Annotated in this window: 15 protein-coding genes; 8 read left to right on the top strand and 7 right to left on the bottom strand. The window is 70.2% G+C overall.

Annotated features, from left to right (window positions below; genetic code table 11):
* From BLU09_RS37300 to BLU09_RS37290, 3 genes are all read right to left on the bottom strand, one after another.
* Positions 1-250 (bottom strand): helix-turn-helix domain-containing protein (locus tag BLU09_RS37300; RefSeq protein ID WP_143043271.1); only part of this gene is annotated, 250 nt, incomplete at its 3' end.
* A gap of 224 nt (positions 251-474) precedes the next feature.
* Positions 475-1,041 carry a TetR/AcrR family transcriptional regulator gene (locus BLU09_RS37295; protein WP_090495908.1) on the bottom strand — a complete coding sequence of 189 codons (567 nt, stop codon included), beginning with the start codon at positions 1,039-1,041 and terminating at the stop codon, positions 475-477.
* A 35-nt stretch (positions 1,042-1,076) separates the two neighbouring features.
* The gene (locus BLU09_RS37290; protein WP_090495907.1) at positions 1,077-1,835 is read right to left on the bottom strand and encodes an alpha/beta fold hydrolase; all 759 of its coding nucleotides are present in this window, start codon (positions 1,833-1,835) and stop codon (positions 1,077-1,079) included.
* A gap of 87 nt (positions 1,836-1,922) precedes the next feature.
* Between BLU09_RS37290 and BLU09_RS37285 the strand changes: the two genes are divergently transcribed.
* From BLU09_RS37285 to BLU09_RS37270, 4 genes are all read left to right on the top strand, one after another.
* Complete coding sequence (locus tag BLU09_RS37285) at positions 1,923-2,654, top strand: helix-turn-helix transcriptional regulator (RefSeq protein ID WP_090495906.1); 732 nt, start codon at positions 1,923-1,925, stop codon at positions 2,652-2,654.
* A gap of 58 nt (positions 2,655-2,712) precedes the next feature.
* A complete protein-coding gene (locus BLU09_RS37280) occupies positions 2,713-3,579 on the top strand; it encodes a DMT family transporter (protein WP_186818025.1) in 867 nt (288 codons plus the stop codon).
* Between the two features lie 102 nt (positions 3,580-3,681).
* Positions 3,682-4,230 carry a hypothetical protein gene (locus BLU09_RS37275; RefSeq protein WP_090495904.1) on the top strand — a complete coding sequence of 183 codons (549 nt, stop codon included), beginning with the start codon at positions 3,682-3,684 and terminating at the stop codon, positions 4,228-4,230.
* Complete coding sequence (locus BLU09_RS37270; RefSeq protein ID WP_090495903.1) at positions 4,227-4,811, top strand: tRNA-uridine aminocarboxypropyltransferase; 585 nt, start codon at positions 4,227-4,229, stop codon at positions 4,809-4,811. The genes BLU09_RS37275 and BLU09_RS37270 overlap by 4 nt, the downstream gene beginning before the upstream one ends.
* Before the next feature lie 70 nt (positions 4,812-4,881).
* Here BLU09_RS37270 and BLU09_RS37265 read toward each other — a convergent pair whose 3' ends face one another.
* Both BLU09_RS37265 and BLU09_RS37260 read right to left on the bottom strand, forming a co-directional pair.
* A complete protein-coding gene (locus BLU09_RS37265; protein WP_090495902.1) occupies positions 4,882-5,931 on the bottom strand; it encodes a hypothetical protein in 1,050 nt (349 codons plus the stop codon).
* Positions 5,928-6,827: a VanW family protein gene (locus BLU09_RS37260; RefSeq protein WP_244172396.1), complete on the bottom strand. Its 900-nt coding sequence runs from the start codon at positions 6,825-6,827 to the stop codon at positions 5,928-5,930. The genes BLU09_RS37265 and BLU09_RS37260 overlap by 4 nt, the downstream gene beginning before the upstream one ends.
* 150 nt (positions 6,828-6,977) lie before the next feature.
* On the opposite strand from BLU09_RS37260, the gene BLU09_RS37255 reads away from it, so the two are divergent.
* The gene (locus BLU09_RS37255; protein ID WP_090495901.1) at positions 6,978-7,406 is read left to right on the top strand and encodes a thiol-disulfide oxidoreductase DCC family protein; all 429 of its coding nucleotides are present in this window, start codon (positions 6,978-6,980) and stop codon (positions 7,404-7,406) included.
* A gap of 84 nt (positions 7,407-7,490) precedes the next feature.
* Here the strand turns inward: BLU09_RS37255 and BLU09_RS37250 are convergent, their stop codons facing one another.
* A complete protein-coding gene (locus BLU09_RS37250) occupies positions 7,491-8,933 on the bottom strand; it encodes a protein-disulfide reductase DsbD family protein (protein ID WP_186818026.1) in 1,443 nt (480 codons plus the stop codon).
* A gap of 58 nt (positions 8,934-8,991) precedes the next feature.
* Complete coding sequence (locus BLU09_RS37245; RefSeq protein WP_244172395.1) at positions 8,992-10,884, bottom strand: SPFH domain-containing protein; 1,893 nt, start codon at positions 10,882-10,884, stop codon at positions 8,992-8,994.
* 347 nt (positions 10,885-11,231) lie between these two features.
* Here BLU09_RS37245 and BLU09_RS37240 point away from each other — a divergent pair, with 347 nt between their 5' ends.
* The 3 genes from BLU09_RS37240 to BLU09_RS37230 all read left to right on the top strand — a co-directional run bounded on the left by BLU09_RS37240 (position 11,232) and on the right by BLU09_RS37230 (position 13,515).
* Positions 11,232-12,593, top strand: coding sequence for an IscS subfamily cysteine desulfurase (locus BLU09_RS37240; RefSeq protein WP_244172401.1), 1,362 nt, complete (start codon positions 11,232-11,234; stop codon positions 12,591-12,593).
* A 96-nt stretch (positions 12,594-12,689) separates the two neighbouring features.
* On the top strand, positions 12,690-13,091 hold the full coding sequence (gene iscU, locus BLU09_RS37235) for a Fe-S cluster assembly scaffold IscU (protein ID WP_002634235.1): 402 nt from the start codon (positions 12,690-12,692) through the stop codon (positions 13,089-13,091).
* Between the two features lie 25 nt (positions 13,092-13,116).
* Positions 13,117-13,515, top strand: coding sequence for a HesB/IscA family protein (locus BLU09_RS37230; protein ID WP_090495897.1), 399 nt, complete (start codon positions 13,117-13,119; stop codon positions 13,513-13,515).
* The last annotated feature ends 76 nt before the right edge of the window (positions 13,516-13,591 follow it).

Here is a 13,591-nt window from a genome sequence, read left to right as displayed (position 1 = left end):
GGGCGCGCCCCAGCCGCCGCGCGATGGCGCGCATGGACTCTTCCGCCTGCACGCCACGAGACACCTCCTCGCGCTCGGCCACGCTCAAACGCAAGGCAGAGCGCACGCGCGGCGGCCGCCGGATGCCGCCCGCACGCCTCAACAGGCGCTGCAGCGTGCGCTCATTCACCCCGACCGCCCGCGCTGCCGCCTCCTGCGTCTGCCCGGCGGCCACCGCACGCTGCACCTCCAGCCAGTCCTCTCCACTCATCCTGCCGAGCTTGCCTCGACTCTCCACCGGGCACCTCTCCCGGATGCGCTCGCCTTCAGCGCATCCTGACTGGTGCGTTCACCGGTTGAGACCGCCGATGATGCGCTCAGACATCCAGGGACCCCTTTCGACGCCAGGAACTGGCGTGGACGAGGGATTAATAACCGACGCGTCGGTTATATTCAACCCGCCCCTGTTGGGCGCCCCTCCAAGCGACACAACCTTCAGTCGAAGGACTCTCGTGGAAACACGCACCCGAGCAACGTGCGCAAGCGAGCGAGGACGTACTCCGTCAACGGTGGTGTCCGCTCCACCAACCACTGCATCGTCGCACCCGCGATGACGTCTTGAAGCAAGGCGGACACCGCGCCCCGGTCGACGCAGGGCGGAAGCCGGACGGCGATGGCGTCGCGCACGAGCAGATTCCGCTCATGCGCCATCCGCCTCAACGTGGGGTCTCTCACGTCCTCCCAGGCCAGGAGCAGGTGTGCGTCGAGCGCCTCGCCCTCCCCCATCACCGAGACCAGCGTCTTCAGGAAACGCCAGAGGCCCTGAGCTCCGACTTCCACGGGCAGACCGGCGAAGTACTCGCGCTTCTGCTCGGCGGTCCGCTCCATGAGCCGGAAGTAGAGGTGCTCCTTGTTCTTGAAGCGCTGGATGAGCGCCGCGCGGGACATGCCCACCGCGACGGCCACGTCATTCAGCGTGAATGCGGCCGGCCCGCTCCGAAGCAACACGGACATGGCGGCGTCGAGGATGGCTTCGTCGCTGTGCAGCTTGGGCCGGGGCACGGGCCGTAGATAACACGCGCGGCGAACGCGCGCGCTCAGCGCACCGTGGCGAGAAAGCCGTCCAGCAGCCGATTCACCTCGTCCGGCGCGTCGAGCTGCACCCAGTGCCCCGTGCCCTCCACCTTCGCGTGCGGCAGCTCCGGCACCAGGTGGTGATATGCGCCCGGTTCCTCGTTGAAGGCCGTCACCATCGACAGACGCGGCCCCGAGTAGCGCCGCAGCGGCGTCACGGGGTCGAAGTCCAACAGGGCTCCCAGTCCGCCCCGGACGCCCTCTTGGGACGTGGCGCGCATCTCGGAGAGCACCCGCTCGCGCACCTCCGGCCGGGACGGCGCCAACATGGGGCCCCAGGCCTCCTCCACCACCGCGCTCCAGGCCTCGGTCCCCAGCACCGCCATCAAGCCCTGGGCCTGCTCCGCGGGCATCGAGCGTCCATCCGAGGCCGGGTCGAGGAGGAACAACCCCGCGACGCGGTCCGGATGCGCCCCCGCGTAGGCCACGCAGACAGCCCCGCCCAGGCTGCGCCCCACCAGCACGAAGCGCTGAAGCCCCAGCCCATCCACCACCGTCCCCACATCCCGCGCGAAGTCCTCCACGGCGAAGCCGCCGTCGCGTGGCAGCTCGGACTTCCCGTGGCCACGCAGGTCCAGTGCCAAGGCACGGCGGTGCGTGCGCAGATGCGACAGCTGCGCGGCCCAGTGCGTGGTGTTGCCGGCACTCGAATGGACGAACACCACCGGCAGTCCACCCACGCCCCCATCGTCGACATTCAGCAGTCCCTTGGAACCCATCATGACGGCCTCCTCTCGCCTCGAAGCGCGCGGTCGTGCGCGACCTGATGCTTGTGGAGTACGGCCCATCCCTGACAGAAACTGTCAGCAATGGCTCGAGTCGACCGGGTGATGCGGCTGCTGGACTTCCTGCGGGGCCGGGATGGGACGACGGTGGCGGAGATCGCCGAGGCGCTCGACGTGAGCGCGCGCACCGTCCACCGGGACCTGGCGACGCTGCGACAACAAGGCATTCCCCTGAGCAGTGACACAGGCCCTGGAGGTGGCGTCCGGCTGGAGCGGGACCGGGGCGTGGCGGCCGTCCACCTGTCGCAGGAGGAGGTGGTCGCGCTCTGGCTGGCCGCGAACCTGTCCGCGACGGGCAGCACGTTGCCCTGGGGCAGCGCGACGCGCTCGGGGCTCCAGAAGCTCTTCGCCAGCGTCCCCAAGGAGCGGGCCCGGGGCATGCGTGAGCTCTGCCGCCGCGTGGTGGTGGGACGGCCGGCGAGCGCCCGCGTGCTGGCGGATGTCGGAACACCGCCGGAGGAGCTGCTCGCCGTCTTCGAGCGGGCCTTCCGCGAGCAGGTCTGCCTGTCCTTCGAATACCGCGACCGGCACGGCAAGGCGACCCGCCGCATCGTGGAGCCGCACGGGCTGCTGGTCGAATCGCCCGTCTGGTACGTGCTGGCCCGGGACGTGGAGAAGGCCGCGGCGCGCATGTTCCGCATGGACCGCATCCGCCGGGCGCGCCTCGTCCCCGACCGCCCCTTCACGCCCGACATGGAGGGCCTGCGAGCCCAGGCCGAGGCCCAACGCGCGGACGATACGCGAACCGCTGGCTGAGGTAGGCTGCGCGCCCGCCGGAGCCGGAGTGCGCGCCGGAGTCACCAGGAGTCACACGGTGCGGTACTTCGCCATGGTCGCGGCCGGGGCCACCCTCTGGGGGTGCTGGGCGCTCTTCTTCCGTCCAGCGGGGCTCGCCGGGCCGCAGAACGCATTCCTCGTGCTCCTGGCCATGTCGCTCCCGGCGCCGTTCCTGTTCCGGCGCGATGCCCTGCGCGACCGCCGGGCCACCCTCGCGCTGCTCGTCGTGGCGCTGGCGGACGCGGCGAACACGGCCCTCTTCTTCGCCGCCATGGAGCGCGGGCCGGTGTCCATCGCCGTGCTGACGCACTACCTGGCGCCTTTGCTGCTGGCGCTGCTGGCCCCCTGGGTGCTGGGCGAGGAGCGCTCCACCCGGGCCCTGATAGGCGGCCCGGTGACGCTGGTGGGCCTCGCCCTGCTCATCGGCCGGCCCGACGGTGACTTCTCGGGGCTGACGGCGCTGCTGGGCGCGGGCAGCGCCTGCTTCTACGCCATCATCGTCCTGGCCGCGAAACAGGCGGCGCGGGCGTATTCACCCATGGCCGTGACATCACTGCATGCCCCCATCTCCGCGGGCGTGCTGCTGCTCTGTTTCGGAGACCGGGTACTGCCACCCACGGTGGATGGAGGCACGCTCCTCGTGCTCGTGGGCGGTATCGTTTGCGGCCTCATTGGAAACATCCTCTTCCATACCGGTCTGCGGCAGGTTCCCACCGCGGCCGCGGCGGCGCTCACGTACCTGGAGCCACTCACCGCGTCGTTGGTGGGCTGGGCCTTCTTCTCGGAGACGCTGACGCCCGTCGCCCTGGGCGGAGGCCTGCTGGTGCTGGTGGCGGGCGCATGGGTGGCGGCCGAGCGACGCGCCATTCTCCAGGCTGTGCCGCTGCGCGCCGCGGCGCGCTGAAACACGGGCTCCAAATCACCGCTTGCATGTCTGGGGAGTCCTTTGGTCCTCTTGGGCCCCCGCACACACTCTCCCCTCCGTTCCTGGCGACGCCGTATGCCTATGGAAACCGCAGCCGACAGCCGTGAGTATCGCGTCGTCTTCTTCTGTCCCGCGTCGAGCGCCCGGCTCGAGCGGATGGAAGTGCCCGTGCGACGGCTGCTCACGCGCATCCACGCGCCGCCCGCGGAGCTGGCGCCGCTCCAGGAAGCCGGCGCGATTACCGAAGCCGGCTGGCAGGTGTTCCTGGTCCGCTCGCTGACGGAGCGCTCCGCGGCGCAGGCCATGGCCGCCTACGTCAGCGAGGCCACGTGCGCGCTGGCCGCGGAGCTGGACGCGGAGGTGCTGGGGCTCTACGTGGACGTGTCCGGTGACTCGGCGCGCATCTGCCGCTGCGGCCCCGAAGATGGGCCGGAGACCTTCGCGGGCCGCCGTCAGGCCGCGCTCAACCGCACCGCCGAATGGTTGGAAGTGACGCCCGTCAGCCTCTCCGCCCTCTTCCACCTCGACCTGCCCGACGCGGAGTACGAGCCGGACGCGGATGACCGCTTCGTCGAGGAGAAGCTGCGCGAGGCCCGGACCCTCATGGAGCGATACCGCCAGGGCAAATGAGGTCTCGAACGCCCGAGGACCTCGCGGGTCGCTGCCCGCGCTGTTTCCTCCCTGTTGCCCTGTGTCTGTGCGCCGAGGTGCCGTGCGTCTCCACTCGCACGGAGCTGCTCATCGTCCGGCACCACAAGGAGACGCTCAAATCCACCAACACCGCGCGCATGGCGGCGCTCGCCATTCCCCGGTGCAGCATCGTCTCCTATGGCTCGCCGGGCGTCCCCTTCGACGCCTCCGTCCTGGAGGGCGATGACACGTGGCTGCTGTTCCCGGACGCGCACCACGAGCCCGCGTCCGGTGCGGCCTTTCCCAGCAGGCTCATCATCCTGGATGGGAGCTGGGGACAAGCACGCCGCATGGTGCAGCGAGTCCCCGCGCTGCGGCGGCTGCCCGGCTTGAAGCTGCCACCGCCCGCGCCGGACTCGCGGCGCCTGCGTCGCCCGCCCCACCCGGATGGCATGTCCACGCTGGAGGCCATCGCCGGTGCGCTTGCGTATCTGGAGGGCGAACACGTCGCCCAACCGCTCCATGCGCTGCACGAGCAGATGATTGACCGCGTCCTCGCGAGCCGGGGACGGAACACCTAGCGCGCTCGGCTCCATCAAGGGCCGCCCCGGCCGGCGCTTCGCGTGGGGTTGGCGCCAACAGGCGTGGACTTCAGCGCGCGGTCAGCGCGTCCAGTTCGGCGATGAGGGCGGGCACATCGCCGCGAGGAATCGCCCGACAGGGCCAGAAGCCCGCGGCGCGGTCCGTGGCGATGATGGGGATGCCTTGCTCCCGCGCCTGCGCCAGCTCGCCCAGATGGCTCTCACACCACGCTGGCGCGAGCACCACGTCCACCTGCTGGAGCGTGCGCTGGACCTGCGCCGTCACCTTCCGCACTCGCGGGTGGTTCAGGTGCCGTGGGTCCGTGCCCTCGGCGGGGCGCACCCAGAGGTTCCACTGAGGCCGTTCGTCGAGCACCGCCAAGGCTTCTCGCAGTCCGCCGCGCGCGAGAGCGGGCCCTGCGAGGAGGGCCACGTGCGGGCCGTGGCGCTGGGGCAGACGGGGCGCCTGGGGCGGTTCGCGGTCTGGTGGAAAATGCAGCCTGCGGAGCTTCTCCGGGGCGTGTCCGGCCAGCCGCAGCCGCTCGAGGGCGAGCTCGCCTCGCACCCAGATTTCATCCGCGAGGACACGCTCCGCCTCCTGCCGGGCGACGTCCTCCGCGGACGCGCGGTGGTTGCGAAGGAAGGCCTCCTCCGGGTGTCTCACGGCCGCGGCGTCCAGGTCCGCGTGCAGTGCCCTCAAGGAAGGCAGGTCCTCCACCAGCACGCAGCGCGCGCCCCGGCGGCGTGCCATCGCGAAGACCTCCCGGGCGCCGAGCGATGGCGCGAGCACCGTCTCCACCGACGCCGGAAGCAGCGCCGAGGCCGCCTGCGCCCACCGCCTGCGCAGGGTGAAGCGGGCCTGGAATGTCGCCGCCGTCGAGCGCGCCGCGACTCGCATCCCCGCCTCCACGGCCCCCCATCCTGGCAGGCCCCAGACGCGGAAGCCCTCGGGCACCGGCAACGTCCGGCGGGTCCAGGCCTGACGCAGGCGGGTGGGGAGTGGTCCCCAATCGGGCAGTCTCGGCAGCGCCCAGGGGGCCAGCACCTCTGCCTCGCGCGTGAGCAGCGACGCGAGGTGGGAGAGCCAGGGGGCGGGCTCCGGTGCGAGGACCAGATTCATGGCGCCCGGGCCTCCACCCGTGGGACTTCGACGCGGGCGTGGCATGCGGTCTCCCCGCACGTCAGGCACGTCCGCTTCCGCGCCTCGGGGTTCAACAGGCGTCGCCGGTTCTCGGCGATGGTGCGCTCCTCGAGCACGGCGCCAGAACCGATGTCTTCGACTCGGCGCACGACGCGGTTGATGCGCAGGGTTCCCTCGGGGAGCTCGAGAAGGGACTCGTCCTCGGACCACAACCGTGAGCGTGTCCGGGGAGCGTCCGCCCCATGGATGGAGAGCCGCAGCTTCCCGTCCGAGACGCGGGCTCCGAGCCGCACCGGACCCTCACGAGGCGCCATCACCAGGTCCACGTAGGGCCAGGCCACCGTGGCATCCATTCCCCACAGCGCACCTGGCGGCGGGGGTACCGCCTCCATTGTGTGCCCCCAGCGCTCCAGGATGTGCCAGCCCTGGCGTGCGGCGAACTCGAAGAGCGCATTGGCCAGAAGGCAGATGCCGCCTCCAATGGACGGGGTGAGACAGCCACCGCTCAGCGCCAACCCATGCCGGTAGCCCTTGCGCTCCGTCAGCCGGCCCAGCGTGCGCCAGAAAGAGAGGGGCCTGTCCGGAGCGAGGAGGAGGCCATCGAAGGCCGGCGCCGCCAGACGCACGTTGTGCTGCTTGCCCGCTTCGAGCACGGGGTCCGCGTCCGAGTCCGAGCGCTGCAGATTGACGGTGTGCGAACCGAGGAGCACGCCCTTCTCATGCGTGGGCGCCAGGAGCGGGCGCGGCCAGCGCTCGGGGGTCGCGGACCACCGCACCAGCCGGTTCGCCTGGAGCATCCACTGCTTGCTTCGCTTCCACAGCAGGGCGTGGGCGGATAACTCCAGGAGTCGGGGAGCGATGGGCGGCGAGGGCATGTCCGAACATTCTGCAAGGGCGGCGCCAGGGAAGGAAACACCCGGGTCTGACACCACGCATGTACGGGCGAGGCTGCAGGGACACCCGTCTGGAATTCCCCCGGCGCTTCGGCGTCACCCAACGGAGTGGGCTGTTAGACTTGCCGCATCATGCCCCGCGCCCAGCCCCCGGACACCGTGGTCCTCTTCGACGGCGTGTGCAACCTGTGCAACGGCACGGTCCTCTTCATCATCGACCGGGACCCGGACGCGCGCATCCGCTTCGCGGCGCTGCAGTCCCAGCGGGCCGCCGCGCTGCTGGCGCCGCATGGCGTCGTGCCCAAGGAGGAACCGGACAGCTTCGTCCTCCTGCAGGACGGCAAGCTGTACGAGCGCTCCACGGCCGCGCTCCGCGTCGCGCGGATGCTGAAGGGGCCGTGGCGGTTTCTCTACGCATTCATCGTGGTGCCCCGGCCGCTGCGCGACCTCGTCTACCGAATCATCGCGCGCAACCGCTACCGCTGGTTCGGCCGGGAAGCGCAGTGCCGCATCCCCACGCCCGAGCTGCGAGCCCGCTTCCTTCCGGAGACCGCGCCCTGAAGCCTCGCATCGCCGGACTGCGCTATCCGAAGCTACCGGACCCGGTGCCCATCCTCTCCGGCGAAGCTTGACACACGCCCGCCCTCAGCAGGCGTTGGCGTCCGTGCAGCGCGCCTTCTTCATCTCCGTGGCGAAGGGGCTGGGCGCCAGGAAGCCGGTAACACGTGGCTGGGTGAGCACCTTGCCCTCCGGCGAGATGAACGCCACGGTGGGCAAGCCCTCCACATCGAAGCGCTCCAGCAGCGCGTCCAGCGAGTCCTCGCTGTTCGTCGCGTCAATCTTGATGTTGAGGAAGCGGCCCTCGTCGGACTCGGAGATGACCTGCTGCGCGGGGTAGGTGTCGCGGTCCAGCTCCTTGCAGGCCGCACACCAGTCCGCGAAGAAGTCGATGAGCACCGGCCGGCCCTCCGCCTTCGCCTGTGCGAGCACCTGGTCGAAGGCCTCCGGGGAGAAGGTGGCCTGCTTCGCCGGCATGACGTGGTGCCACTGCCAGGACGGCGCGCGCGGCGGCTCGGCGAGCCCCAGGCTCACCCACAACGTGCCCACCGGGCCCGCGTCCAGCGCACCGCCGCGCAGCACCAGCGCCGCGACGACGAGCGCCACGCCCAGCGCCTTGAACGAGAACTCCCGCGCGCCTTCCGTGAACGAGCGGTGCACCGCGCCCAGGGCCACGCCCACCGCGACCAGCAGCGCGGCGATGACGGCCCCCGGCACCCGGCCCACGTGGAGGCCCAGCCCCTTCACCACGTCCCGCGCCCAGGGGAAGGCGTCCTTGAGGTAGCTGAAGGCCAGGGCCACCAGCATGATGCCCAGCACGCTCTTCACCCACTCCATCCACACGCCGCCGCGCGGCAGCCGGACGGTGAAGACGCCAATGAGGAAGAACGGCACGCCGATGCCCAGCGCGTAGACGAACAGCAGCGACGCGCCCAGCGTCGTGTTGGCCGACTTCGCCACGAAGGCCAGGAGGCCCGTCAGCACCGGGCCGGTGCACGGCGCCGCCAGGAAGCCGGACACGCTGCCCATCAGGAACGCGCCCGCCACACCCGCGCCCCCCACGGCGTTGAGCTTCGTCTGGAACGACGACGGCAGCGCCAGCTCGAACGCGCCGAACATGGACGTGGCCAGCAGCAGCAGGAACACCGCCAGGCCCGTCACCACCGCCGGGTGCCCCAGCATTGAACCGAACGCCTGGCCCGTCTTCGCCGCCAGCACGCCCAGCGCGCTGAACACCACGCCCATGCCCACGATGTAGGAGGAAGTCAGGAGCAGCGCGCGGCCCCGGCCCTCCGTCTTGCGCGCGCCGAAGACGGACACGGTGATGGGGATGAGCGGATAGACACACGGCGTCAGCGCGGTGAGCAACCCACCCGCGAACACCACCGCCGCGCCCACCGCGAGGCTGCCGGATTCGAGGAACCGGGCCGCATCCAGGTTGGCGTTGGGACCCGTGGGCAGCAGCCAGGGCACCACGGCCACCGCCACTCCGGCCAGCACCGCCATCACTCCGAGTTTCTTCGCATCCATGCGCGCGTGACTCCGTGGTCCCAGGCCCCCCTTGTATACGCAGGCCGGGGGCCCCGGGCTACTGCGCTGGAGGGGCAAGCGGGGAAGCAGGCGTCTTCAGTCCGGCGGAACGTGCCAGCCCCATGACACCCTCCACCGCGGCGGCGATGTAACCAAACGGATTGGCCCCATCCACCGCGGTGACGTGCACCTCGCCCATCTTCTGCTGGAAGGCCGCGGCCACCTGAGGGAGCTGCTGCGCCAGGGTCATCTGGATGACCTCCGGGCTGACGCTGTTCTCGATGTCGCGCAGCGCGCGCGCCTTGCCCAGCTCCAGGTCCTGCTGCGCCCGGTCCTTGCGCACACTCAGCTCGGCGATGACCACCTCCGTCTCCACGATGGACCGCCGGGCCTGCACCACCTGGAGCTCCGCGTGGAGCCGTTCGGCCTCCTGCTGGTGCGCGGCCATCTGCACCTCGTGCCACGCGGTGGCCTGTTCGTGCTCGCGGCGCAGGCGCTCTAGCTCCAGCTGCGCCTTGGCGCCGGCCTCCTCCTGCTCGCGGCGCAGCTTCGCCAGCTCCACCTCCTGCTCGTGCCGCTGGCGTGACAGCTCCAGCTCCTGCTCACGCTGCTGCCGCGCCAGCTCCATCTGCGCCTTGGCGTTCTCCGCCTCCTGCGCGCGCTGGAGCCGCACCAACTCGATTTTCGCCTGCGCGGCCTCGGACTCCTGCGCCAGCTTCAGCTTCTCCAACTCCAGCTTCGCGCGACCGGCCTCGGTGTCCTGCTCGCGCTTGAGCTTCTCCAGGGCCACGCGCTGGCGCGCGACCTCCGCGTCCTGTTCGCGCTGGAGCTTCTCCATCTCCACCTGCGCGCGGCTGACGGCCAGCGCCCGCTCGGAGACGATCTTCGCGTCGGCCAGGCGGGACTCCGCGGCCAGCGCATCCAGCTTCGCCTGTTCGTCGGCCACCTGCTTCTTCTGGCGGACCTCCTGCTCGGCGGCCATCTTCGCCAGCGCCACCTCGCGCTCCACGGTGGCCTGCTCCTGCTTCAGCGTGCGCTCCTGGGCGAGCTTCGCCTCGGCCACGCGCGCCTCCACCGCCAGCGCCTCCAGCCGGGCCTGCTCCTCCGCTGTCTGCTTCTTCTGGCGCACCTCCTCTTCGGCCGCCAGCCGCTGGAGGCTCAGCTGCCGCTCGGCTTCCGTCTCCTCGCGGTGGACGAAGCGCTCCTTGGCCAGCTCCGCCTCACGCGCCTGCCGCTCCTGTTCATGGCGGAAGCGCGCCTGCATGTTGGCGAAGACGGTGGAGGACAGGACGCGCACGTCCTGAATTTCAATCGTGTCCAGGATGACGCCCCAGCCCGCGTCCGTCTGGTCCTCCAGGCGGCCTCGGCCGGAGAGCACGGGCGCGATTTCGCGCACCAGCTCCGCGGCGATGCCCTCCTTGCGCTTGGAGAGGCACTCCTCCACCGACATGTTCGCCACCAGCCGCCGCGCGGCGCCGACGAACATCTCCCGCAGCAGCTCCGCCAGCTTCTCCTGCGCGCGCTCCGGGAAGGAGAAGTTGAGCATGCGGAAGGCCACCAGCGGGTCCGCAATCCGGTACACCGCCAGCCCCGTCACCTGCACGCCCACCTTCTCGTGCGTCACCTGGTCCGCGGTGAACTGGAGTCGCTGGATGCTGGTGGGGACAATGGCCACCGAGTCCCCCGGCAGCTTGAAGCAGCTGGCGCCCTGGCCGCTGACCTCCCGCACCCGGCCGCGCCGCATGTGGACCAGGAACTCACTGGGCCGCGCGGTGACGAGCCCCCAGCGCTTCATCTTCTCCGGGTCCTCCGCGGGCTTGCCGGCACGCCATCCGTCCACGTAGCGCGGCTGTTCCAGCTTGCCCCCGTCCATCCGGACCAGGTGCGTCCTCCCGCCGCCCTCCCGCGTCTCCTGCGCCTCCTTCGTGCGGGCCGTCTGCTTCGCGCTCATGTGCGTGCCTCCCTGTGGTGGCCCCCACCCGTGCAGGCGGCCGGCCAGGGAGGCGCTCGCCGGGAAATCAGGCGGTTGGCCGGAGGGGGTGCGCCATTCTGGGGCGCCTCGTCCCAGGACGGCGCGCCCGGACTGATCCACGACGGCGCGGCGTTGACTTAAGTCGTCCTATTGGGAGCACGCACCCACACCCGCAGCGCGCCTGATGTTCGCTTGACCCGAAGGCGCCCCTTTTTATATTTGACCAGTCCGGTCCACATTCAGGTGTGACGGTGTAGGTTCCCCTGCGGCAAAGGCGCTCCGAGGCGCCGGTCGACGTCCCCTCCAGGAAGGTGTTGGAAGCAATGGTGAAGCTGCCGATCTACATGGACAACCACGCCACCACCCCGCTGGACCCGCGGGTGCTGGAGGCGATGCTGCCCTACCTGCGAGAGGATTTCGGTAACGCGGCCAGCCGCAATCACGTGTTCGGCTGGAAGGCCGAGGCGGCGGTGAACAAGGCCCGGCAGCAGGTGGCCGAGCTCATCGGCGCGGCCGAGCAGGAGATCGTCTTCACCTCGGGCGCCACCGAGTCCGACAACCTGGCCATCAAGGGCGTCATCGAGTTCTACAAGTCCAAGGGTGACCACATCATCACCCTCAAGACGGAGCACAAGGCCATCCTGGACACCTGCAAGCGCCTGGAGCGCGTGCGGCAGGAGCGCCTGGACGAGCTGAAGCTGCTGCGGCTGGCGCAGCTGGCGGGCCAGGACGTCACCGAGGACAACCAGTCGGAGCTGCTGGCGAAGCACGACGTGGAGTCCGACGAGACGTACCGCAAGTGGGCCGAGCTGCCCACCGGCGGCGCGCGCGTCACCTACCTGGACGTGGAGCCCGACGGGCGGGTGAGCCTGGAGAAGCTGGCCGCGGCGATGACGCCGAAGACGGTGCTGGTCTCCATCATGTTCGCCAACAACGAGATTGGCGTGGTGCAGCCCGTCGCGGAGATTGGGGCGCTGTGCCGCTCCAAGGGCGTGCTCTTCCACTGCGACGCGGTGCAGGGCATCGGCAAGGTGCCCTTCGACGTGGAGGCCATGAAGGTGGACCTGGCCTCCATCACCTCGCACAAGATGTACGGCCCCAAGGGCATCGGCGCGCTGTACGTGCGCCGCCGGCCGCGCGTGCGCATCGCGCCCATCATCGACGGCGGCGGTCACGAGCGCGGCATGCGCTCCGGCACGCTGAACGTGTCGGCCATCGTCGGCTTTGGCATGGCGGCCGAGCTGGCTCGCAAGGAGCTGCCCGAGGAGTCGGCGCGCCTCCTTCGCCTGCGTGAGAAGCTGCGCAAGGGCCTCACGGACGCGCTGGACATGACCACCATCAACGGCTCGCTGGAGCACCGGCTGCCGGGCAACCTCAACATCTCCTTCGCCCACGCGGAGGGTGAGTCCCTGATGATGGGCATCAAGGACGTGGCGGTGTCCTCCGGCTCGGCGTGTACGTCCGCCTCCCTGGAGCCCTCCTACGTGCTGCGCGCGCTGGGCGTGGACGAGGAGCTGGCGCACAGCTCCATCCGCTTCGGCCTGGGCCGCTTCACCACGGAAGAGGAAGTCGACTACGTGGTGAACCTCGTAGTGGACAAGGTCCGCAAGCTGCGCGACATGAGCCCGCTCTACGAGATGGCCAAGGAAGGCATCGACCTCAAGAGCATCGAGTGGACGGCGCACTAGCGCCTTTCCAGGTAGACAGGGGGGCGCGAGCCTCCTCGCCCGGAGGGCGTTGCCCGCCGGAACCTTTGGTGAGAAGCATCCGTTGAAGGAGCAGGCATGGCTTACAGCGACAAGGTCATCGAGCACTACGAGAACCCCCGGAACGTCGGGACGCTCGACAAGGAAGACCCGAACGTGGGCACCGGCCTGGTGGGCGCGCCCGCTTGCGGCGACGTGATGCGCCTGCAGCTCAAGATCTCCGAGGACGGGCTCATCGAGGACGCCCGCTTCAAGACGTTCGGCTGCGGGTCGGCCATCGCCTCGTCGTCGCTCGTCACCGAGTGGGTGAAGGGCAAGACGGTGGACCAGGCGATGACCATCTCCAACAAGGACGTGGCCCGCGAGCTGTCGCTGCCGCCGGTGAAGATTCACTGCTCCGTGCTGGCCGAGGACGCCATCAAGGCGGCCATCGAGGACTTCAAGAAGAAGCGCGCCGCGCGTCAGGCCAAGGCGTCCTGACGTTCGGGAAAGGGAGAGGCGAACCATGAGCGAACAGGCGACCCAGGAGACGACGCAGCGCCAGGCGCCTGCCACCGCGCCCGTGGCCAAGCCCCCCAAGGGCATCACCATTGCCGACAGCGCGGTGGTCCGGCTGAAGGAGCTGCTGGAGCAGCGGCAGACGCCTGAGGCGGGCTTGCGGCTGGCCGTGAAGGGCGGCGGGTGCTCGGGCCTCCAGTACTCCATGGAGTGGTCGGAGAAGTCCCGCGAGCGCGACAAGATTTTCGAGAAGGACGGCGTGCGCGTCTTCGTGGACCCGAAGAGCTACCTGTACCTCATCGGCACCGAGCTGGTGTTCGAGCAGACGCTGATGGCCTCCGGCTTCAAGCTGAACAACCCCAACATCAAGGCGGCCTGCGGCTGCGGAGAGAGCTTCTCCGTCTGACGCGACAGCAAGCGCTCCGCCCCTTCTGGGCGGAGTCGCCGCCACGCGGGCCCGGCCAGCCGCCGGGCCCTTTTCG

Origin of the sequence: Myxococcus virescens (assembly GCF_900101905.1) — a bacterium.
Lineage (GTDB): Bacteria > Myxococcota > Myxococcia > Myxococcales > Myxococcaceae > Myxococcus > Myxococcus virescens.
The sequence above is the reverse complement of the archived record's forward strand: the minus strand, read 5'-3'. Positions and strand labels throughout refer to the sequence as shown.